This window comes from Corynebacterium sp. HMSC074A09, assembly GCF_001811545.1.
Classification (GTDB): Bacteria; Actinomycetota; Actinomycetes; order Mycobacteriales; family Mycobacteriaceae; genus Corynebacterium; species Corynebacterium hiratae.
On record NZ_KV805177.1, the window covers coordinates 60,949 to 81,606 of the forward strand.

Consider the following 20,658-nt stretch of genomic DNA (forward strand, 5'->3'; position numbering starts at 1 on the left):
ACGCATGCGTTTCCCTAGCCTGAAAGAACTCTCTGCCCGCGGCACCCGCAAGTGGACCGTCTATGACGAAGACGTCATCCCGCTGTGGATCGCCGAATCAGACTTCCTCACCGCGCCGGCGGTCAAGGAGGCCATCCAGGAGGCGGTCGACGCCGAATCCTTCGGCTACACCCCAGCGCCCAGGGCCTCCGAGCTCAACGCGGCAATAGCAGATTTCTACGAATCGCGCTACGGCTGGCGCCCAGAACACGTCTTCTGGATCGGGGATGTGGTGCGCGGCTTGTTGCTCGGCGTGCAGTACTTTACCGAAGGCGCGGTGGCCGTGCCGGTTCCCTCCTACCCGCCGCTGCTGGAGCTGCCGGAGACCGCCGGGCGCGAGAAGATTGAAACCACGCTGGAGCTCGACGATATCGAGCGCGCCTTCCAGGCCGGCGCCGGCTCCATCCTGCTCTCCCACCCCTATAACCCGCTGGGCATTGTCTTTGATGAGGACTGGCTGCGAGGGCTGGTGGAGCTGGCGGAGAAGTACGATGCCCGCATCCTCTCCGATGAGATCCACGCCCCGCTGGTCTACGAAGGCCGCCACATCCCGCTCGGCGCTTTGTCCGACCGCGTTATTACCGTCACCGCCACGTCCAAGGCGTGGAACACCGCGGGCTTGAAGTGCGCGCAGGTGATCTTCTCCAACACCGCGGACGTCGAGCGCTGGAACTCGCTGACCGGCGTGGCCAAGGACGGCACCGGCACGCTCGGCGTGCTGGCGGCAGAGGCAGCCTACCGCCACGGCAGCGAGTTCCTCGACGAGGAAATCGAGTATCTGAAGAAGACCCGCGACTGGCTGGTGGAGGAGCTGCCCAAGCGCGTGCCGGGATTGAAGACCTCCCACCCGCAGGCCACCTACCTGCTGTGGTTGGACTTTAGCGAGACCGCCATTGCGGATGACCCGAAGCCCGCGGCCTGGGTGCGCGAGCACGCCAAGGTAGCCCTCAACGAGGGTGTCACCTTCGGTACGGGCGGCGAGCATCATGCCCGTCTTAATTTCGCAACCTCACGTGAGCTGCTGGAAGAGGCACTCGACCGGCTGGAGAAAGCATTTAGCTAAAATTTACATCTCATGCCATGGGCATTATCCTTAGAAAAATGTCCATAAATGACGTTCAGGCCCCCGCCCAGTCCGCTTCAAAGACGAGCTCGCCCATCGGCATCGTGATCGTTGCCTCCCTCATGCTCTTCTCCATGTTCTTCGGAGCGGGCAACCTCATCTTCCCGCCGGAGGTCGGTGTCTCCTCCGGCACCAACTTCTGGCCGGCCACCTTGGGCTTCCTCGCCGCCGGCGTGGCACTGCCGGTCTTAGCGGTGATCGCGGTGGCCATTTCCGGTCAATCCGTGCGAGACATCGGAAACCACGGCGGCAAGATCTTCGGCGTGGCCTTCTCCGTCATCGCCTACCTGGCCATCGGTGCCTTCTACGCCCTGCCGCGCACCGGCGCGGTGTCCATGGAGACTGCGATTACCCCGCTGCTTGGCTGGGAGGGCACCTTTGCCAACGGCGCCTTCAACGTCGTCTTCTTCCTCATCGCTTTGGCCCTGGCCTGGCGCCCGAATGACATCATCGACACCCTAGGAAAGTTCCTGACCCCGGCACTGGTCATCCTGCTCGCCGTCCTCATCACCCTCGCTACCGTGGCGAATCCCCGCGTTCCCGGCACCCCGACTGAGGAGTACGCTTCCGCGCCCTTCGTCACGGGTCTCTTTGAGGGCTACAACACCATGGACGCCATCGCCGGCCTGGCTTTCTCCATCGTCATCGTGACCTCGCTGCGTTCCAAGGGCTTCTCCACCGACCGGGCGCTGCTGCGCGGAACCATCACTTCCACCGTCATCGCCGGCGCGCTGCTCGCCGCCATTTATCTGGGCCTGGCGTGGATCGGCCAAACTATGCCGAACGGTGCCTCCTACGATTCCGGCGCCGCCTTGCTTGCCGACGCCTCCAATCTCACCATGGGCAACGTCGGCCAGGCCGTCTTCTCCGCCATCGTCATCCTGGCGTGTATGACCACCGCCGTGGGCCTGATTTCCGCTACCTCGGAGTTCTTCGCCATGCTGGTACCGAAGACCACCTACCACTTCTGGGCTTGCTTGTTTACCGCACTGTCCATCGCCTTCGCCTTCCAGGGTCTGGACACGGTGCTTGCCATCGCGGTGCCCTTCATCGTGTTCTTGTACCCGCCGGCTATCTCGTTGATCGCGCTGACGCTTCTGCAGCCGGCGGTCAAGAAGTGGGTCACCTTCTACTGGGGATTCCGCTTGGCGCTGTGGGTTTCCGTGCTGTGGTCCGCCGCCACCTCCTTCGGTGTGCCGCTTGATTTCTCCCCTGGCCAAGACGTTGGTTTGGGCTGGGTGGTTCCCACGCTCCTCGCATTTGCCATCGGCGTTATCATCGACGTTGTATCTACATCCTCGTCGAAGAAAAGTGAGTAGTCCATGACGCCTCGCGCGGCTCTATCCATCCTCGATTTCTGCACCATTTATGAGGGGGAGACCCCTTCTCAGTCCATGGCTAGGTCGGTCGAACTAGCGCAACGCGCGGAGGCTTTGGGGTTTAAGCGCATGTGGTACACCGAGCACCACAACATGCCCTCCATTTCTTCCTCCTCCCCGGCGGTGCTCATCGCACACATCGGCGCGAAGACCGAGCGCATCCGCTTGGGCTCCGGCGGCGTCATGCTGCCGAACCACGCGCCCTATGTTATCGCTGAACAATTCGGAACCCTCGCCGAGCTCTACCCCGGCCGCATCGACTTAGGCTTGGGCCGCGCACCCGGCACCGATATGAAGACCTTGGGCCGCGCCCTGCGCCGCGATAGAAACGCCGCCGAGCGTTTCCCCGAGGACGTCAAGGAGTTGCAAGGCTACCTTTCCGGCAAATCTCTCGTCCCCGGTGTGCAGGCTATCCCCGGCCACGGCACGAACGTGCCGATTTACATCCTGGGCTCCTCGCTTTTCGGTGCCTCGCTGGCCGCCAAGTTCGGGCTGCCTTATGCCTTCGCCTCGCACTTCGCCCCGCAGCACTTGGAAGCCGCCACGGCGTATTACCGCGAGAATTACCAGCCTTCCGAAGCCCACCCCGAACCCTATGTCATCGCCGGCGTCAACGTCACCGCGGGGGATGACGCAGAAGAGGAATTCGAAAAGGTCTGCTTCCGCCGCGTGAAGGCCTTCGTCAGCCGCGGCAGGCAGCTCAGCGACGACGACGTCGCCCGCATCATCGACTCCCCTCAGGGCCAGCAAATCATCAGCATGCTGCAGTACTCCGCTGTCGGAAATGTAGAGCACGTGCGCGAGTATCTCACCGACTTCCAGAAGTTGGCTCAGGCGGACGAACTCATGATTTCCCTGCAATCCACAAGCCACAAGGCCGCGTTGGGTAACATGAGTAACCTGGCGCGCGCGTGGCAATTGTAGGCGTACGCGCATCGTTGCCCGTCACAGCGTTTTACATAGAGGAGGATCCCTGTGGCCCTTCGCGGTACTCAGCAGCACAGCATTATCGCTGACTACCTGCGCACCCTCATTCGCAGCAAGAAACTTTCTCCTGGCGATTTCCTGCCCAGCGAGGCCGAGCTCTGCGAGCAATTCTCCTCCTCCCGCGGCCCGGTGCGCCAAGCCGTCGCGGCTTTGCGCTCGGAAGGGCTCATCTCCTCCGGCCGTGGCCGCCGCTCCGTCGTCCTCGGCCGTTTTACCTCGGAGTCCTTCGATTCCATTTACTCCGTGACGCACTGGCTGCGCGAGCGCGGCTTCGAGCCCGGCGCGTCCACGTTGTGGCTGGGGCGCTGCCCTGCTACCGATAGGGAGGCCGAGTTCCTGCGGGTAGAAACCGGCTCCCCCGTTATCTTTGTGCACCGCGTGCGCAGCGCCAACGGCATGCCCATCGCCATCGAGCGCATGTTCTTCCCACTGGACGTGGGCAGCCAGATCCTCAGCTTCGATGCCGACAATGAGTCCATCCACGATCACCTGCGCAAGCAGGGTGTGGACTTCGACAGCGTCAACCGCGAGCTCTCCCTTGCCTACGCCAGCGAGGAAGATGCGCGCTCCCTCAACGTCGAACCCGGCACCCCGTTGTGGCGCCTCCACTTAGACATTTCGGATCACTCCGGGCATCCCGTCGAGTGCACCGAAATCCTGTACCTCGGGGACCGCATGACGCTTGGTATGACGAACGTGCGCGGCACCACGTCCCCGCTCGAGGTCAAGCTGTCGGAAGGATGATGAGGGCCTGGATTGGTGCGCTGGGGGTGGTCGTGGGGGCGTCGTTAAGCGCGTGTTCTGCTGGCTCCACGGCAGTGGTTGATTCTGATTCCGCCGCGCTGACGCTGGCCACCACGACGCCGGCGACCTCCCTGGATTTCACCACCGTCGGCGGCGCCGCCATCCCGGCAGCACTCATGAGCAACGTCTACGAAACCCTGGTGCGCATCTCCCCGGAAGGAGAGATTGTCCCCGGGCTCGCCGAGTCCTGGGAGGTCGAGTCCACGCGCTACACCTTCCACCTGCGTGAGGCTTCCTTCTCCAACGGCGAGGCTTTCACCGCGCACACCGCCGCGTGGTCCATCAACGCGGTGAAGACGGAGTGGACGAACGGCATTAGCGCCCAGATGGACGTGGTGGAATCCGCCACGGCTGTCGATGATCACACGCTCCTCGTCACCCTAAGCCGTCCCTCCGCTGGGTGGTTATGGTCCATGGGCACCGCTATTGGCGCGATGCGCACCCCCACCGAAGCGGTGGGCACCGGCCCCTTTGCCGTCGCGGGCTTCTCCCCCAACGAATACATCGCGCTGCGCGCCCGCCCGGACTACTGGGGCACCCCGGCGAAGGAAGACATCACCATCCGCTACTTCCCGGATTCCCTCACCGCGGTTAACGCGCTGCGCTCCGGCGGGGTGGATGCGGTATGGGGCGTGCAGAACCCCGAGCTGCTCGACACCCTCGATGACTCCATCGAGACCGCCGTGGGCACCACGAACGGTGAGGTGCTGCTGTCCATGAATAACCAGGCAGCGCCTTTCGACGACCCCCGCGTGCGCCGCGCCGTGGCCTATGGCATCGACCGCCGGGCCGCCAACGAGATCCTCTGGGAAGGCCGCGCGCAGGACACTGGCGGAGCACCCGTCCCGCCCACTGACCCCTGGTTTAGCGGGAAGGACTACTACCCCTATGAGCCTGCGCGCGCCCGCGCGCTGATGGAGGAGGCCGGCGCGGTGGGCACGCCGCTCACTCTCACGGTGCCGAGCCTGCCCTATGCACAAACGCTCTCCGAGTTCCTCTACTCGCAGCTCACAGAGATGGGCTTTGAGGTCACGCTGGAAACCGCGGAGTTCCCCGCGGTGTGGCTGAGCCAAGTCATGGGCGCCAAGGACTATCAGATGTCGCTCGTCGCGCACGTCGAGCCGCGCGATATCCCCACCATCTTTGGCAACCCGGACTATTACCTCGGCTATGATTCGCCGCAGGCCCGCACGCTGTTGGAGCAGGATGACATGACAGGGGCCGTGGACCAGATCATGGAGGACATGCCTGCCCTGACGCTGATGAATATGCCCAATATCGTGCTCTACCGCGAAGGCCTAACTGGCCTGCAGCCGAACCAAATCACCGATGCCATTGAATTGCGAGGGGTGCGATGAGAATACTGCGCTTCCTCGGCACCATGTGGGCCGCCTCCATCATCATCTTCCTGCTCATGCGGGCCGTGCCCGGCAACCCGGCGCGCGTGGCCTTGGGCGTCAACGCCACCGATGAATCCGTGGCGGAGCTGACCCACGCCATGGGCCTGGACCGCCCGCTTCTCGTGCAATACCTGGAGTGGATGAAAGGGCTGTTGACCGGCAACTTCGGCGTCTCGCTGTCCTCGCAGCAGGACATCACCCCGCTGGTGATTGACCGCGCGCAGGTCACACTGTTGCTCATCGGGCTGGCCATCGCCCTCGCGCTGGCCGGGGCTATCCCCATGGGCATCCTGCTCGCCCGCTTTCGCCTCCCCGTGCTCAATGCCGCCACGCAGCTGGGCATCGCGGTACCGAGCTTCCTCGTCGGTATTTTGCTGGTTGCGGTCTTCTCCGTGCACCTGGGATGGCTGCCGGCCAACGGCTGGCAGCTGCCTCGCGAGGGTTTGAGCCACCTCGTGCTTCCCGTCATCTCGCTGGCGCTGGTGCAAGGAGCGATGCTCACCCGCTACGTGCGCGCCACCCTCCGCGAGGAAATGGACAAGGACTATATCCGCACCGCCCGCTCCCTGGGTGAATCCCGCACCGGGGCGCTCATCCGCCACGGCCTGCGCAACGCCGCCCTGCCGGTGCTCACCGTCACCGGCGTGCAGCTGAGCACCCTGGTGGTGGGCGCGGTGGTCATCGAGAACGTCTTCGTCATCCCCGGCTTGGGCTCTCTGCTTCTCGACGCCGTCTCCACCCGCGACCTCACCACCGTCCAGACCCTCATCATGGTCTTCGTGACCTTCACCCTGACCGTCAACCTGCTCACGGACCTGGCCTACCGGGTCATCGACCCAAGGCTCAAGGAGGCGCGATGAAACCCGGCTACATTCTGGTGGGCCTGACCATCCTGCTCGCCCTGGTCTCCCTGGTGTGGACGCCCTATGACCCCAACCTCATCTCCCCAGACCGCCTGGCCGGCCCCAGCCTGGAGCACCTCATGGGCACCGACCGCTTCGGGCGCGATACCTTCTCCCGCATCCTCGCCGGCGCCCAGATCACCGTGCTGGTGGGCGTGGTGGCGGTGGCCATCGCCGCCCTCATCGGGGTACCGCTGGGCATTATCGCCGGGATGCGCGGTGGTGGCTTCATCATGGCGGCCACCGACCTGCTGCTCGCCTTCCCCGCGCTCCTTCTGGCCATCGTCGCCGGCGCGGTGTGGGGCTCGTCGACGCTCACGGCGACCATCGCCATCGGCATCGCCGGCATCCCCTCCTTCATCCGGGTCACGCGCTCGGGCACGCTGCAAATCATGACGCAGGACTATATCGCCGCCGCCCGCATCTCGCGCGTGCCGCCGGCGCTCATCGCGTGGCGCCACGTCCTACCCAACCTCGGCGGCATCGTGGCCATCCAGGCCTCCGTCTACTTTGCGTTGGCCGTCCTCGCCGAAGCCGGCCTCTCCTACCTCGGCCTGGGCACTGCCCCGCCGACCGCCTCGTGGGGTCGCATGCTGCACGACGCCCAACCCCTCCTGGCCACCCACCCCCTCCAAGCGCTGTGGCCCGGGCTGGCCATCGCCGGCACCGTCCTCGGATTCAACCTGCTAGGAAGCCATGCTGACCGTCACTGATCTGCGCGTGGGCCCCGTCGGCCCCCTCTCCTTTTCCATCGCACCCGGCGAGCGCGTCGGCCTCATCGGCGATTCCGGCAGCGGCAAGTCCCTGACGGCTCTGGCCATCATGGGGCTGTTGCCCGACCACCTGCAGGCCACCGGATCCATTAACTTCAACGGCCAGGAGCTGCTGGGCATGCGCGACCGCGACCTGCGCAAGCTCCCGCTGGCCATGGTCTTCCAAGAACCCATGACCGCACTCGACCCGCTGATGAAGGTGCCCGGCTTCAACCGCTTCCCGCACCAGCTCTCCGGCGGACAGCGCCAGCGCGCGCTCATCGAGATGGCCATGGCCCGCCGCCCCAAGCTGCTCATCTGCGATGAGCCGACCACCGCCCTGGACCCCTTCACCCAGGAGGAGATCCTCTCCACCATCGTCGATGCCGCGGACAGCGAAGACACGGCGCTGCTGTTTATTAGCCATGACCAGGACGTCGTCAAGCGCGTGTGCGACCGCGTCGTGCGCATCGGTGAGCTCACCACTTCCGACCTCACCCCGCCGCCCATGCCCACCCTGGGCGAGCCCGTCATCGAGCTTAAGAACGTGACCAAGGCCTACCGCGGGGTCACCGCGCTTGACGACGTCTCCCTCACCGTCCGCGAGGGCGAACGCCTCGGCATCGTCGGCGGTTCCGGTTCCGGCAAATCCACGCTGCTCAAGCTTCTCACGGGGCTGGCGCAGCCGACCTCGGGGACGGTGGCGGTGAAGAAGCGGGTGCACATGGTCTTCCAGGACCCCAAGGGCTCGCTCAACCCGCGCATGCCCATCTGGAAGATCGTGGCCGAGGGCGGCGGGACGCGCGAAGAGGCCGAGGCCGTGCTGCGTGAGGTCGGCATCGATGGCTTCGAGCGCTATCCCCGGGACTTCTCCGGCGGGCAGCGCCAACGTATTTCGCTGGCGCGCGCCGTGGTGGGCAAGCCGGAGATCCTGCTGGCGGATGAGGCCGTCTCGGCACTGGACGCCACCTCGCGAGCCCAGGTCCTCGAGTTGCTGCAGCGCGTGACGAAGGACATGACGCTGGTTTTTGTCTCCCACGACATTGACGTCGTGCGCCACTTGTGCCCCACGGTGGCGGTCTTGCAGGACGGCCGGCTGGTCGAGCGCGGCGAAGCGAGTAAGGTGTTCTCCCGATATGGAACACCCTCTGCCACAACGTCCTAACGCCCTTCAGCTCTTTACCGCCTTTAACACCTCCGCGCGCCGCTGGCCCGGTGCCCTGCGCGCGGCGTTGGCGATCATTATCCCCGGCGGGATCGCTGTAGCGACAGGCCACCCGGATGCGGTGCTGCTCATTTCCGCCGGCGCCTTCTCCGTCATCTACGGCGAGGGACACCCCTACCGCACCCGGCGCCACGTGATCCTGACGGCCGGTGGGTTGCTCACGCTGGCGGCCACAGCCGGCTCCCTCGTCGGGGTGCATGGCCTGGCGCTGTCCGCGGTGTTTACGGTGGCTCTGGCAACCATCGGCGCGTTCGTGCAGAATGCGCTGCGGCTGCCGCCACCGGGTTCCTTCTTCATCGTGATGGTGGCCGGTGGTTCCACAATGCTGCGCGGGGTCTCGCCGTGGGAGGTGGCCGCGTGGAGCCTGGCCGGCGTGGCGGCCGGCTACGTGCTGGGCATGCTGCCGCGTTTCCGGGATCCGCACGGCCCGGAGACCCGCGCGGTGGCCGCGCTGGAAAAGGCCGCCGAGGCCTTCGTGAACTCCGATAGCGATTTCTTGGCCCGCCACCACCAGGCGCAGTCTGCTATTTCCACCGCCTGGCAAGCGCTTGCCGACGCCGGCGTCATCCGCGGCGGCCGCATCCGCCACCCCGCCCAGGCGGAGCTGGTACACCGCGCCCTGGCGGCCCAGCAGCGCATCGTGGCGCACCACAAGCAGGTGGGCGGCAACTCGGATGAGCTGTCTGATTCCCCCACCTACGTGGACCCGGACCGCACCACCATCCCGCACACCAAGCCGACGATGCGCTACCGCTTCTACCGCGCCGCGGTGGGCAATTCCCACGCGGTGGTGACGGCGGAAAAGATCGCGCTCGGTGGCCTGGCCACCGCGTTCATTGGCATGGCGCTGGGGCTCAACCGCCCGGACTGGGGCGCGGTCTCGGTGCTCCTGCTCTTGCAGTGGGGGCCGGACCGGGTTCCGGGAACGATTCGCGGTGTGCAACGTATGCTGGGCTCCGTCTTAGGAGTGTGCGTCTTTGCGCTCATTGCGTCCTTCAGCCCGCACGGCTGGGGGTTGGTGCTCGCGCTGGCCTTCTGCCAGTTCTGCGCAGAGATTCTGGTGGTGAAGAACTACGCGCTGTGCGTTATCTTCTCCACGCCGCTCGCTTTGCTCATGGGCAACTCTTCGGAGCACATGGCCCACACCATCGGCTCGCGCATGGCGGAGATTGGACTCTCCGTGGTCGTGGCGATGCTCTTCCTGTGGCTGTGGAAGCCGCGCGCCCAGCTGACCAACCACTACCGCCTGCAAACGCGCTGCTTCGAGGCGATGGCCGCCCTGCTCGGCGCGCTACTCATCAAGACCCCCGAGGAAGCGCTGGCACAGCGGCGCGACCTGCACTACGAGCTGCTCTCGGAACGGCGTAGCATCCAGTCGCTGGCGACCAACCACTCCGATATCAGCGAGTTCTGGGAGCGCCACACCGCCTTGCAACCGGCCGGCTACTTCCTCTTAGATTTCTGCGTGGTCAATCCGCTCTCGCAGCCCAGCCGCGCGGAATTGGACACGCTCATCGAGAAAATCACCGCAGCGGAAATGCGGTCCTGACCTCCTAGCACGGGCAACCCCCGGTTGCCCGCGAATCATTTCACCGACAGCAAAAGGTTCGGATCGAGTACGTGTTCCTCCACGAGTTCGAAGAGAGCGAAGGCTTCCTCCAGCTCACGGACATTCTCATCAAAATTAGGCAGCGACATGGCATTCCAATCGACGCAGAAATAAGTGTCTTCATCCTAGCTCACAACACTGTCATTTCGCGCACCTGCGATAATGGTCACCATGAACTCTCGACAAGCCACCGGTCCCCCAGTAGGCATCTATCCCCACGACATGCACCCGGGCTTGGTCCCTGGCATCGGCGTGGAGGACCAACGCAACGCTTTCGCCCTCGACAAAATCACCTTTTTCAGCACCGCTACCTTCGTCGTAGCCTTCATCGTGTGGGGCATTAGCTCGCCAGAATCCGTCTCGGCCGCATCCTCCTCCGCCTTTTCCTGGGCCATCACGAACGCCGGGTGGCTGCTCAACATCACCATGATGATGGCCGTAGCCACCATGCTATACATCGGCTGCTCCCGTCTAGGTCGCATCAAGCTCGGGACCGATGACGAAGAGCCTGAGTTCGGCTGGTTTAGCTGGGTCGCCATGATGTTTGGCGCCGGCATCGGCGTCGGCATCTTCTTCTACGGCCCGTCAGAGCCGCTGTCGCACTATCTCACCCCGCCGCCGCACACCGTCGACGGCAACAGCGTCGAGGCCCTGCACCAGGCCATGGCCCAGGCGCACTACCACTGGGGAATCTCGCCCTGGGCAGCCTATGCCCTCGTCGGCGGCGCCATCGCCTATTCCTCCTACCGCCGCGGACGCGTCCCTCTGGTGTCCTCGATTTTCAAGCCGCTGTTCGGCTCCCGCGATACCGACGGCCCGCTGGGCAAGCTTATCGACGTCCTCGCCCTCGTCGCCACGCTCTTCGGCACCGCCGCCACACTGGGTCTTTCCGCCATCCAGATCGGCCAAGGCGTCTCCATCATCCGTGGTGCCGGCCCGCTGACCAACTCCGTGCTCATCGTGATCATTGCGGTCCTGGGCTGCGGTTTCATCATCTCGGCGGTCTCGGGTGTCTCCCGCGGCGTGCGCTATCTCTCTAATTTCAACATCACGGTGACACTCGGCTTGGTCATCTTTGTCTTCTTCACCGGTCCGACCTTGCTCCTGCTCAATCTCGTGCCCTCCGGCATCGTGACCTACATCGACCAGCTTTTGCCGATGATGGCCAAAGGCCTGTCCTGGGGCGATGAAACCGTCGAGTTCCAGTCCTACTGGACTGCGTTCTACTGGGCGTGGTGGATTGCCTGGACGCCGTTCGTCGGCATGTTCGTGGCCCGTATCTCCCGTGGCCGCACGCTGCGCGAATTCACGGCCGTGACCGTCTTCGCCCCTTCCCTCATCCTCATCCTGGCCTTCACCATCTTCGGCGGCACGGCCATTACCTTCCAGCGCGAAGAACTACCCAACTTTGATGGCTCCGCCTCCGGCGAGCAGGTTCTTTTCGCCATGTTCGACAACCTGCCGCTGAGCAGCATCACGCCTTTCATTTTGATCCTGGTGCTGGCGGTCTTCTTCATCACCTCTGCGGATTCCGCATCGGTCATCATGGGAACCATGTCCTCCAAGGGCAATCCCGCCCCGAACAAGATCATCGTTATCTTCTGGGGCCTGTGCATGATGGGCATCGCTGTTGTCATGCTTCTGACCGGTGGTGAGGACGTGCTCACAGGCCTGCAGAACCTGACAATCCTCTCAGCGCTACCTTTCTGCATCGTGCTGCTCGTCATGATGGTGGCCTTCATCAAGGACCTGCGCTCCGACCCGGTATTCATCCGCCGCGCCTACGCGCGTGCCGCGGTGGAAAACGCCGTCGTGCGTGGCATCGAGGAGCACGGCGATGATTTCGAGATCACCGTCGAGCACGCCGACGAGGGCCGCGGTGCCGGCTCCGACTTCGACTCCTCAGCGCACCGCTACACAGACTGGTACCAGCGCACCGATGAAAAGGGCGAGAATGTAGACTACGACTTCGACACCGATACCTGGGCCGATGGCTACGACCCGAACTCTGAGCAGAAGGAGACCTAAGTGGGCATCCCCGACGATGTCGTCCTCGACGGCTACACGCTTATCGAACAGCACGAAGTGGACCACGAGTTCCTCATCAATGGCTCGCCGCTCGCCGTGGATACGCCTCTGCTTTTCGCACTCACGATTGTTGGTGTTCTCCTCGTGGCGGCCAGCTTCTTCCTGCGCAGGCCGGTCCGCATCATCGCCGGGCTCTTGGGCGCGATCCTGACGCTGACCAAGCTGTGGTGGATGCCCATCGCACTGGCCCAACAGTTCAACGACAGCCAGGTCTTTGGCTACACGCTGAAGTACTACCCCCGGTACTGGCCGGCGGCCTCCATCATCGTGGTGGTCATCGCAATCATCGGCATCATTTCCGCCTTCCTCCGCCGAGGCTAGCGCGACTCCAACACCGCAATCGCAATGTGCACGCGGTTGGTACCGCCCAGCTTGTCCAAGATGTGCTTGATATGGGTCTTCACCGTGGTCACGGAAACGTAGAGCTGTCCGGCAATCTCCTGGTTGTCTAGGCCCTGGGCCACCAGCTCCGCCACCTCGTTTTCGCGCTGGCTTAAGCCCTCCAGTGGGCGGGGCTCAGGCGACTTGGCTGCGGTTGTGGGCGCAGGCTCAGGACGCTTGAGCGCCAGCAAATTCTTCAGCGCCTTCGGGCTCAGCAGCTGCTGTCCTGCGGCCACGGCCCGCACCGCCGAGACCAGTCCTTCCGGCTCGATGGTCTTCAGCAAGAACCCCATCGCGCCGGCGTGTAGCGCATCCACGATGAACTCATCCGTATCAAAAGCGGTGAGCATGACCACCGGAAGGTCTGCCGCGCTCGCGCGCAGCTGTCCGGCCGCCTCGATGCCGTCCATCACGGGCATGCGGATATCCATGAGAACGACATCCGGTTGCAGATCCAGCACGCGGGCCACGCCATCGCGCCCATTGCCGGCCTCGGCCACCACCTCGATGTCTGCTGCGCCTTCCAGGATGAAGCGGATACCGCGCCGCAGTGCCTGCTCGTCATCGACTAACACCACTGAAATCATTACGCGTGTGCCTCCTCCGGTAGCTCGAGGACCCAGGTGAAGGTGGAGGCGTCGTCAAGCACTGTGAAGGTGCCTCCCGCCAGCCGGGCGCGTTCCTCCAGCCCCAACAGGCCATTGCCGCCGCCGGACTTCGGCTGGTGCGTCACCTTCTTATTCTGCATGGTCACCCGCACCTTATCCTCCTCGTTCTCCACGGTGAGCCTTACCTTCTGCCCCGGCGCGTACTTGCGCGCGTTGGTCAGCCCCTCCTGCACGGCGCGGCCCAGCGTGTGAGCTGCCATCGTGCTAAGCCTATCGATGCTCTCATGCGCGTCCCCTTTCTCATACCGCACCTTCGTCCCCGTCGCCCGTGCGCGCTCGATGTGTTCTTCGATGCTCGCGCGCGGATCCACCCGATCGTCCACGCGCAGCGCCTTGATCACCCCGCGCAGATCCTCCACAGCGGCCTTCGCCTCCGACTGGATGGTGTCTGCCGCCTCGGCGATGTGCTCTGGGTCCGCATCCTTGCGGTAGCTCAGGCCACCCGCGTACACGGAAATAAGGCTGAGCCGATGCGAGAGGGAATCGTGGATATCGCGGGCAATGCGGTTGCGTTCCTCCAGACGCGCCCGCTCCTCGCGCGAGCGCAGCTGGTCCTCATTAAGCTCCGCCAAGCTCACCAGCGTGACCTCGCGCTGGCGGCGCTGCGCGCGCACCGAGCCCGTAATCCAGGCAACGATAAGAAAGAGGCTCCCATAGAACACGTAACCAAAGGGATCGAAGATGTTCATCCGAATGTAAGGCACAGAGATAACGGTCACACACGAGGCCACGAAGACCGCCGTCCCCGCCAGGGACCACCGCAATCGGCCGCGCGAGATGATTGAAATCAACACCACCAGCACTGACAGCGACAGTGGGCGAAACCCGCCTAGTACCAGGACGAGCAGAGCCGCAATCAGCACCACCGGGTGGCCGGGGTACTCCTCGTGGATGTTGCGCTCCCGCCGTGAGTGGTGCAGGGCGAAGGGCAGCAGAATCCACGTGGCGAAGCTAAATAGACCCATCAAGCCCATAACAAGGGCTTCCTGATCCGTCCCCTCGAAGTTTTCGATATGGGGGATCCATGCCGCCAAATCCGCCACCACGCAGAGCAGAATGAGCAGCACCGTGATCCACAGTGGTCGCGTCTTTCTCGTCATGGTTGCCACGATAGTTCTCCCTGCGTTCCGGAAAATCCTCCCTGCGGAGGATACCGGCACCCCAAGCCCGGTTCATAACCTAAACCGCATGAGAAGAACACAGACTTTGTACGAACTGCTCACCGCCGCCGGACTGGTGTTCGTCGCTTATGATTTCTCCCACGGCGCTTTCGTCACTACCAGCGCGCTCGCCGCAGTGTTGTACGCGGCCGTGGCAATCGGTCTCACGTTGCTGATTTTGCGCAAGCACCCGGGCATTGCGCACGGGGTGGTGTGGGGTATTGCGGTCTCCACTGTCGCCGGCCAGCTCAACGAGAACATGTACCACCTCCTCATCCGTACGGTCCCGGACTGGCTGGTCATCGCTGGCATCGCCCCACTCACCGAGGAAGTCCTCAAATTCCTCGGCGTCATCTTCATTTGCACCTGCGTCATCCGGTCCCGCCACTGGGCGGACTACGTTTTCGTCGGCGTGGCCGTGGGGATGGGTTTTAGCGTGAGCGAAAACGCCGTCTACTACGCCAACATGACGCTGGAGAACCTCGATTCTGATCTCAGGGGAACGTTGCTGGCGCTCCTTGTCCGCTTCATCGCGAACCCGCTCATGCACTCCTTTTTCACCGGCATCGCAGCATATGGACTCTCCCGCAGGCAACCGGTGCGTTGGCTGCTTATCGCCATGGCGGTGCACTTCACGGCCAATTTCGGCCCGTCTATCTCTACCGCGTTTGAGGACGCCTTCTGGCCCATCTTCCCTACCTTCCTCATCCTCATCGGCCTGTGGGTCGCCACGATTGTCAGCATTGTGAAACTCCGCAAAATCCTCCCTGCGGAGGATACCGGCGCAAAATCGCAGCTCTTAGGGTCAAAAGCATGAGAAACACACTGATTTATTCCTGCATCGGCGTCCTCGCCGCAGTACCGCTTGCCGACGCCCTCCTCCCCGACCCCACTCCCGACACCACGCCCGTACGCGGTATCCCGGGGCTTGAATGCCCGGAGGATCCGTACGCCTCCTCGCAGACCTGGAACTGCGGTGGTGCGACCATCATTTCTGAGGAAGGCAGCTCCTCCCACGAGGTCGAGACCTACCTGCCGCGGCAGCACCGTTCCTTCATCGGGACGCGCGCGCTCACCGACGCCCCCATCACCACCCAGGCGCCAGAGCTCTACCGCGTCGAGGACGGCGACGGCATCACGCTGGCTCACCCGCACGACAACACCATCTCCTTCCTGTATATCGAGGGCCCGAAGGCAAGTGACTTCGCCGATCGGGTTCAGAAGGAGGAAGCTTGAAGTACCTGTACTACCTGCTGACCCTCGGCGCGTTGGGGGTGACCGTTGTTCACTACACCCATGAACCCTTTCTGCCCGCCAGCGCGCTGACTGCGGTGGCCTTCGCCGCCGTACTCGTCTCCCTCGCGCTGTTCTTCCTGCGCCGCCGCCCAGGAATTGCGCACGGCGTGGTGTGGGGCTTTGCTGTCTCCGGGCTCGCGGTGGAGCTCAATACGAACATGACTCACCTTCTCGCCCGCGTTGGCTTGGACTGGCTGGGCGCTGCGGGGTATGCGCCGCTCATCGAGGAAGTGCTCAAGTTCCTCGGTGTGTTGCTTATCTGCACCTTCGTCATCCGGCCCCGCAGTTGGCTCGACTACGTCTTCGTGGGCGTGGCCGTGGGCATCGGCTTCACTGTAGGTGAGGACGCCACCGCCTTCGCGCGCATGACGGTGGATAACCTCGACTCGGATACCGCCGGGTCGATCGGGGCGGTGGTCATCCGACTGGCGTCCAACCCGCTCTCCCACTCGCTGTTCACCGGGCTCAGCGCCTACGGCCTCTCCCGCACGCAGCCGGTGCGCTGGCTCATTGCCGCCATCGCAGTGCACGTGACGAATAACCTGTTCCCGTCGCTCAGCACTACGCTTGGCGACGCCATCTGGCCCGTCCTCGCCGGCATGGCCGTCGTGCTAGCCGTGTGGGTAGCCACCATCTGGGGCGTTATTGCGCTGCGGAAGAAGGCGGCTGCGCATCCGACCCCGTCCCCTGCACCGGCGCACGCATAGCCTTCGTGGCCGGCGAGGGGTGCGCGTCCTCGGCAGCGAGGCGCTCAAAGGCCACCGCCGCCAGGGCTGCGGCTTGGTCTCCCAGAACCGAATCATCAAAGCGCACCAGCGGCGAGTGGTTCCACTCGCGCATGTGCTCCGGGGTGTGCGGATCCCCCGTACCGAACCACATGAAGGTGCCCGGCACCTGGGCGAGCACCGCGCCGAAGTCTTCCGAGGCCATCATCGGCGTATCCATGGTCAGCACGTTTTCCGCGCCGAACATCCCCGCCCACAACGACGCCGCGAACTGGTCCTCGCGCGGTGAGGTCTTGGTGGCTGAGTACAGGACCTCAAAGTCCACCTTCGCGGTACAACGGTGCGAGGCCGCCACGGAGCTCGAGACCTCGATGATCATTTGGCGGACGGCGTCGATGTGTTCGTCGCGAAGCACGCGCACCGTCGCGCCCAGCTCCGCCTTGTCCGGGATGACGTTGACCGCACCGTCGCCTGCGCGCAGGTTGGTCACCGTGATGACAATCGGCGAGTTCGCGTCGAAGCGCCGGGTCAGCGCCACCTGCAGCGCCACCTGGATCTCCGCGAGGGCCGCAACCGGATCGATCGCATCGTGCGGGCGCGAGCCATGCCCACCCTTGCCGTAGACGGTGATTCCCAAGTTGGACGACGAGGCCATCATCGGGCCCGCGATGTGGTGGAACGTGCCCCGATCCTGCGGGCCGACGTGCAAACCGTAGGCGGCAATGGGGCGGCGGCCGGCGGCGTCGAGCACGCCCTCATCGATCATCGGCTGCGCACCGCCCGGGCCTTCCTCACCCGGCTGGAACATGAAGATGACATCGCCCAACAACTCCTCGCGGTGACGGCACAGCATCTTCACCGCGCCGATCAGCCCCGCCGTGTGCAGGTCGTGGCCACAGGCGTGCATGTTGTTATTCGTCGAGGCAAACGGGCTGCCCGTCTGCTCGCGCACCGGAAGGCCGTCCATGTCCGCACGCAGCAGCACCGACACGGGGCGCTCGCCGCGCTTGCCGCCACGCAGCACCGCGACGACCGAGCTGAGGTCACGGCCGAGATGAATCTCCAGCGGTAGGCCTTTAAGGGCTTCGAGCACCTTCTCCTGGGTGCGCGGCAGGTGCAGCCCCACCTCCGGGTTCTGGTGCAAATCGCGGCGGAACTCCTGCAACTCCGGAAGCAACTCCCGGCCTTCCTCCACGAACACCTGGCTGGCCAACCGCTCCCCCAGCTTGGCCGAAACCATCGGAAGCGGTGGCAATTGCTGACGGTGGCGCGGGGCCATCTTCATGGTGTCATCCTTTCCGAGCATGTGCGCCGAGCATACCGGAATCTGTATTAAGGTAGCCGTTTATGAAGCTCTTCCCCGCGCTGGTGGCCAGCTCCCTGATGTTCACGCCCGGCTCCTCCTACCAACTGTCGAGCCGCGACGAGGCCTCATCGCAGTGGGCCGTGGACACCATGTTCAACGTCATCGATGGCTTAGGCACTTCCTCCCATCTGCTTACCGACGCGTGGTCTACGGAGCAGGAAGAGTACCCATACCCGATTAAAGAAATCGACGAGGTTTCCCTCGTGGAGCGGCGTGCTACCGACGAACCAGGCCGTGAGAAGTGGATCATCTCCTCGCCGTCGATGGGGCGCGATATTCCCGTCGACGTCGTCGTGGGCAACGGCGGGCCCGTTGTGTACTTTCTCGAGGGCGTAGATTCCCCGGAGACCTCGAACTGGATCACCAAGGGCCACGTGCGCCGCGTGTTTGGGGATACGGATGCGAGCATGGTGATTCCGTCGCAAGGCGCAGGTTCCATGTGGACCGATTGGAGAGAGGATGACCCCAAGCTGGGGCGCCACAAGTGGGAAACTTTTGTCACCACCGAACTCGCCCCCGTCGTGGAAGCGGAGCTCAACCACAACGGCAAGCGCGGACTCATTGGGTTGTCCATGGGAGCGTCGGGCGCGGTGATGATGGCGAACAACAACCCGGGTTTCTTCAGTGGCGTGGCGGGTATTTCCGGCTGCTATTCCACCACCAGCAAGGTGGGCCAGGGCACAGTGGACTTGACGGTGCGCACTAAAGGCGGCGACCCAACGAACATGTGGGGGCCGCGCGGTTCGGAAGACTGGCTGCGCAATGACGTCATGTCGCATCCGGAGGGGCTTCGCGGCACGGCGCTCTATCTCGCCGCTGCCTCGGGCGCGTGGACGGACGAGGAACTGGCGGCCTATCCCGGGAAATCCGTCAATGATCGCATCGGCGGCACCCTTTTGGAGGCTGGCTCGCGTCGCTGTACGGAGGAATTTTCCGCAGCGCTTGACAACGCCTCAATCCCCCACACCACCGACTATCTCACCGACGGCACCCACGACTGGGTGATGTTTGGCAAGCAATTGCAGCCGGCGTGGGATGCGATTAAACCGGCGCTGTACTAGCGAAGGCCAACACTCTCCCTGCCCTTGGCTTGCGTTTCCGCCCATTCCCCTCTTCGCCGTGGTACCCCTGCTAACCAGGCGGTTTCTGCTTCCGGTTGCGGGGTTGCTGGTGCTGTTTTAGTCTCTGTGCCCATGGGGGATATTGAAACCTACCTCCGCCTCCGCAACTCGGGGATTGCGCTGGTGGAGCATATACCTGGCACACCCGAAAAGCTCCGCGCGCTCGGCGCCGATGCCTCTGATGCCACCGAGCTTTCACAGCTGCACCAGGTTTACTTCGGTCCCACCCGCTTTAGCGGCAAACAACGCAAAGCCCGCCAAGCAGCACTCGCCCAGAAACACAGCCTGGGCACCCTCACACTGATTGAAACCTACGTTTCAAAAGTCAAGAAAACCCTGGATGCGTGGAACCTTAGAGCCAAACTCGCCGCCACACCAGCACACCGCATCCCCACCGTTGCTACCGCGCGGCTGAAAGAACTCACACGTAAAAGAACCGCGAAACCAGGTGTGCGCATCACCTACCGAGAGCAAGGCCCTAACACACTCTCCATTACCGATGACGCCACCACGATTGCCAACATGCGCGCAGTCTTAGAATCCACCAACAACACCGATCTGCTTCAAGCCGCCAACGACGTCTTCTTCACCCAAGCCACCGGCACCAAGCCTGCCGTGCGCACCCAAGTCATCGTCACGTTGAACGAGTTGGACCAGATCATCAACGGCAACGGGGACGAGATCGAACTCAACCTCACCAACGGCGCGCGCATGACAGGCGCTGAATTCCTCACCCACAAGTTTGCCGAAATCGGCTACGCCACCATCATCCACCCTGTCGAAGGACCCATCAACACCTGGCGGCTATCGCGTGGAGCAAACCTCAACCAACGCCTGACCCTCCACGCGGAATTCCACACCTGCTCACGCCCTGGCTGTAATAAACCAGCTGATTACTGCCAAGTGCACCATCTCATTCCTTGGCAGGCGGGTGGCTACACCAACATTAAAAACCTCACCTTCCTGTGCGCCTACCACAACGGCATCAACGACGATGACCCACAAAGGCCTACCGGGCGCGGCTACATGTACCGGCTTAATACCGGGGTTAGCTTCATCCCACCGTGGGGTGCACCGATTACCGCAATGCCGGAATACCAAGAAGCACTAGCCAGACTCACCGCCGAACGAGAAGCAGAACGACCACCAGACCCACCACCCGACAGCAGCTAACGCCCCAGCCACCACACACAGCAACGACTGAAAGGAAACGGCTCACCACCAGCGACAACACCGCCACCCGCCAACCGAGGGAAGGTTCGCGGGCACACCGGCGATCCTTCAGACACCACCCACAAACCACAACAAGGCACGCGGGGATCCCTGACCACGGCTAATGCGCCACAACATGCTGTGGGGTGTACCGGAGCACTTAAAGGAGAAGCCCGCCACCCAGATGCAACGACAGTGACGGCACGGCCGGGTTTAAGCCCTTAAAAAACGAGACGCGCCAACCAAAGCCAGACTGACGGGGCCTCGGCGATCCAAAGCCAGACTGACGGGGACCTCAGCGATCCCAGGGACAGCGCACCCGACGACTGGAAGATGGTTGACGGGGATCTCGATGAACACCAGTTTCCTCCCGCCCACTGGCCCCATGCTGTAGGTGCACCCACAGCCCGTTAAGGGACAA

Annotated in this window: 19 protein-coding genes; 16 read left to right on the forward strand and 3 right to left on the reverse strand. The window is 63.6% G+C overall.

Going from position 1 to position 20,658, the window contains the following annotated elements; all coding sequences use genetic code 11:
* Positions 1-4: 4 nt before the first annotated feature.
* The 11 genes from HMPREF2807_RS13185 to HMPREF2807_RS13235 all read left to right on the forward strand — a co-directional run bounded on the left by HMPREF2807_RS13185 (position 5) and on the right by HMPREF2807_RS13235 (position 12,629).
* On the forward strand, positions 5-1,102 hold the full coding sequence (locus tag HMPREF2807_RS13185; RefSeq protein WP_070513619.1) for a MalY/PatB family protein: 1,098 nt from the start codon (positions 5-7) through the stop codon (positions 1,100-1,102).
* Between the two features lie 38 nt (positions 1,103-1,140).
* Positions 1,141-2,481, forward strand: a complete 1,341-nt coding sequence (gene brnQ / locus HMPREF2807_RS13190) for a branched-chain amino acid transport system II carrier protein (protein ID WP_070513621.1) — start codon at positions 1,141-1,143, stop codon at positions 2,479-2,481.
* A 3-nt stretch (positions 2,482-2,484) separates the two neighbouring features.
* The gene (locus HMPREF2807_RS13195) at positions 2,485-3,465 is read left to right on the forward strand and encodes an LLM class flavin-dependent oxidoreductase (RefSeq protein WP_070513624.1); all 981 of its coding nucleotides are present in this window, start codon (positions 2,485-2,487) and stop codon (positions 3,463-3,465) included.
* 51 nt (positions 3,466-3,516) lie between these two features.
* A complete protein-coding gene (locus HMPREF2807_RS13200; protein ID WP_070513627.1) occupies positions 3,517-4,272 on the forward strand; it encodes a GntR family transcriptional regulator in 756 nt (251 codons plus the stop codon).
* Entirely contained in the window at positions 4,272-5,690 is a 1,419-nt protein-coding gene (locus HMPREF2807_RS13205) for an ABC transporter substrate-binding protein (RefSeq protein ID WP_070513630.1), read from the forward strand. Before HMPREF2807_RS13200 ends, HMPREF2807_RS13205 begins: the two co-directional genes overlap by 1 nt.
* Positions 5,687-6,592, forward strand: coding sequence for an ABC transporter permease (locus HMPREF2807_RS13210; RefSeq protein WP_070513633.1), 906 nt, complete (start codon positions 5,687-5,689; stop codon positions 6,590-6,592). Before HMPREF2807_RS13205 ends, HMPREF2807_RS13210 begins: the two co-directional genes overlap by 4 nt.
* Entirely contained in the window at positions 6,589-7,347 is a 759-nt protein-coding gene (locus HMPREF2807_RS13215; protein ID WP_010190814.1) for an ABC transporter permease, read from the forward strand. Before HMPREF2807_RS13210 ends, HMPREF2807_RS13215 begins: the two co-directional genes overlap by 4 nt.
* On the forward strand, positions 7,331-8,551 hold the full coding sequence (locus HMPREF2807_RS13220; protein WP_070513635.1) for an ATP-binding cassette domain-containing protein: 1,221 nt from the start codon (positions 7,331-7,333) through the stop codon (positions 8,549-8,551). The genes HMPREF2807_RS13215 and HMPREF2807_RS13220 overlap by 17 nt, the downstream gene beginning before the upstream one ends.
* Entirely contained in the window at positions 8,523-10,160 is a 1,638-nt protein-coding gene (locus HMPREF2807_RS13225) for an FUSC family protein (protein WP_070513637.1), read from the forward strand. The genes HMPREF2807_RS13220 and HMPREF2807_RS13225 overlap by 29 nt, the downstream gene beginning before the upstream one ends.
* A 222-nt stretch (positions 10,161-10,382) precedes the next feature.
* Positions 10,383-12,248: a BCCT family transporter gene (locus HMPREF2807_RS13230; protein ID WP_070513640.1), complete on the forward strand. Its 1,866-nt coding sequence runs from the start codon at positions 10,383-10,385 to the stop codon at positions 12,246-12,248.
* Complete coding sequence (locus HMPREF2807_RS13235; protein WP_070513643.1) at positions 12,249-12,629, forward strand: hypothetical protein; 381 nt, start codon at positions 12,249-12,251, stop codon at positions 12,627-12,629.
* Here HMPREF2807_RS13235 and HMPREF2807_RS13240 read toward each other — a convergent pair.
* Both HMPREF2807_RS13240 and HMPREF2807_RS13245 read right to left on the reverse strand, forming a co-directional pair.
* Positions 12,626-13,276: a response regulator gene (locus tag HMPREF2807_RS13240; RefSeq protein ID WP_070513646.1), complete on the reverse strand. Its 651-nt coding sequence runs from the start codon at positions 13,274-13,276 to the stop codon at positions 12,626-12,628. The two genes, HMPREF2807_RS13235 and HMPREF2807_RS13240, sit on opposite strands and share 4 nt — an antisense overlap.
* Positions 13,276-14,457 carry a sensor histidine kinase gene (locus tag HMPREF2807_RS13245; protein WP_232751692.1) on the reverse strand — a complete coding sequence of 394 codons (1,182 nt, stop codon included), beginning with the start codon at positions 14,455-14,457 and terminating at the stop codon, positions 13,276-13,278. Before HMPREF2807_RS13245 ends, HMPREF2807_RS13240 begins: the two co-directional genes overlap by 1 nt.
* A gap of 88 nt (positions 14,458-14,545) precedes the next feature.
* Between HMPREF2807_RS13245 and HMPREF2807_RS13250 the strand changes: the two genes are divergently transcribed.
* From HMPREF2807_RS13250 to HMPREF2807_RS13260, 3 genes are read left to right on the forward strand one after another with little or no spacing between them, the layout of a single operon-like run.
* Positions 14,546-15,334 carry a PrsW family glutamic-type intramembrane protease gene (locus tag HMPREF2807_RS13250; RefSeq protein ID WP_083306732.1) on the forward strand — a complete coding sequence of 263 codons (789 nt, stop codon included), beginning with the start codon at positions 14,546-14,548 and terminating at the stop codon, positions 15,332-15,334.
* On the forward strand, positions 15,331-15,753 hold the full coding sequence (locus tag HMPREF2807_RS13255; protein ID WP_070513652.1) for a hypothetical protein: 423 nt from the start codon (positions 15,331-15,333) through the stop codon (positions 15,751-15,753). The genes HMPREF2807_RS13250 and HMPREF2807_RS13255 overlap by 4 nt, the downstream gene beginning before the upstream one ends.
* The gene (locus tag HMPREF2807_RS13260) at positions 15,750-16,520 is read left to right on the forward strand and encodes a PrsW family glutamic-type intramembrane protease (protein ID WP_049154795.1); all 771 of its coding nucleotides are present in this window, start codon (positions 15,750-15,752) and stop codon (positions 16,518-16,520) included. Before HMPREF2807_RS13255 ends, HMPREF2807_RS13260 begins: the two co-directional genes overlap by 4 nt.
* Here the strand turns inward: HMPREF2807_RS13260 and HMPREF2807_RS13265 are convergent.
* Positions 16,456-17,823: a M20 metallopeptidase family protein gene (locus HMPREF2807_RS13265; protein WP_070513655.1), complete on the reverse strand. Its 1,368-nt coding sequence runs from the start codon at positions 17,821-17,823 to the stop codon at positions 16,456-16,458. The two genes, HMPREF2807_RS13260 and HMPREF2807_RS13265, sit on opposite strands and share 65 nt — an antisense overlap.
* Positions 17,824-17,885: 62 nt before the next feature.
* Here HMPREF2807_RS13265 and HMPREF2807_RS13270 point away from each other — a divergent pair, with 62 nt between their 5' ends.
* The gene (locus tag HMPREF2807_RS13270) at positions 17,886-18,965 is read left to right on the forward strand and encodes an alpha/beta hydrolase (protein ID WP_070513658.1); all 1,080 of its coding nucleotides are present in this window, start codon (positions 17,886-17,888) and stop codon (positions 18,963-18,965) included.
* A gap of 132 nt (positions 18,966-19,097) precedes the next feature.
* The gene (locus HMPREF2807_RS13275) at positions 19,098-20,198 is read left to right on the forward strand and encodes an HNH endonuclease signature motif containing protein (protein WP_070513661.1); all 1,101 of its coding nucleotides are present in this window, start codon (positions 19,098-19,100) and stop codon (positions 20,196-20,198) included.
* Positions 20,199-20,658 lie beyond the last annotated feature (460 nt).

Bases quoted from the DNA above. Each gene is read 5' to 3' on its own strand.
- HMPREF2807_RS13275 (WP_070513661.1), top strand. From the start codon at position 19,098: ATGGGGGATATTGAAACCTACCTCCGCCTCCGCAACTCGGGGATTGCG.
- HMPREF2807_RS13240 (WP_070513646.1), bottom strand. From the start codon at position 13,276: ATGATTTCAGTGGTGTTAGTCGATGACGAGCAGGCACTGCGGCGCGGT.
- HMPREF2807_RS13265 (WP_070513655.1), bottom strand. From the start codon at position 17,823: ATGAAGATGGCCCCGCGCCACCGTCAGCAATTGCCACCGCTTCCGATG.
- brnQ (WP_070513621.1), top strand. From the start codon at position 1,141: ATGTCCATAAATGACGTTCAGGCCCCCGCCCAGTCCGCTTCAAAGACG.
- HMPREF2807_RS13195 (WP_070513624.1), top strand. From the start codon at position 2,485: ATGACGCCTCGCGCGGCTCTATCCATCCTCGATTTCTGCACCATTTAT.
- HMPREF2807_RS13215 (WP_010190814.1), top strand. From the start codon at position 6,589: ATGAAACCCGGCTACATTCTGGTGGGCCTGACCATCCTGCTCGCCCTG.
- HMPREF2807_RS13205 (WP_070513630.1), top strand. From the start codon at position 4,272: ATGAGGGCCTGGATTGGTGCGCTGGGGGTGGTCGTGGGGGCGTCGTTA.
- HMPREF2807_RS13255 (WP_070513652.1), top strand. From the start codon at position 15,331: ATGAGAAACACACTGATTTATTCCTGCATCGGCGTCCTCGCCGCAGTA.
- HMPREF2807_RS13245 (WP_232751692.1), bottom strand. From the start codon at position 14,457: ATGACGAGAAAGACGCGACCACTGTGGATCACGGTGCTGCTCATTCTG.
- HMPREF2807_RS13270 (WP_070513658.1), top strand. From the start codon at position 17,886: ATGAAGCTCTTCCCCGCGCTGGTGGCCAGCTCCCTGATGTTCACGCCC.
- HMPREF2807_RS13250 (WP_083306732.1), top strand. From the start codon at position 14,546: ATGAGAAGAACACAGACTTTGTACGAACTGCTCACCGCCGCCGGACTG.
- HMPREF2807_RS13220 (WP_070513635.1), top strand. From the start codon at position 7,331: ATGCTGACCGTCACTGATCTGCGCGTGGGCCCCGTCGGCCCCCTCTCC.
- HMPREF2807_RS13230 (WP_070513640.1), top strand. From the start codon at position 10,383: ATGGTCACCATGAACTCTCGACAAGCCACCGGTCCCCCAGTAGGCATC.
- HMPREF2807_RS13225 (WP_070513637.1), top strand. From the start codon at position 8,523: ATGGAACACCCTCTGCCACAACGTCCTAACGCCCTTCAGCTCTTTACC.
- HMPREF2807_RS13185 (WP_070513619.1), top strand. From the start codon at position 5: ATGCGTTTCCCTAGCCTGAAAGAACTCTCTGCCCGCGGCACCCGCAAG.
- HMPREF2807_RS13210 (WP_070513633.1), top strand. From the start codon at position 5,687: ATGAGAATACTGCGCTTCCTCGGCACCATGTGGGCCGCCTCCATCATC.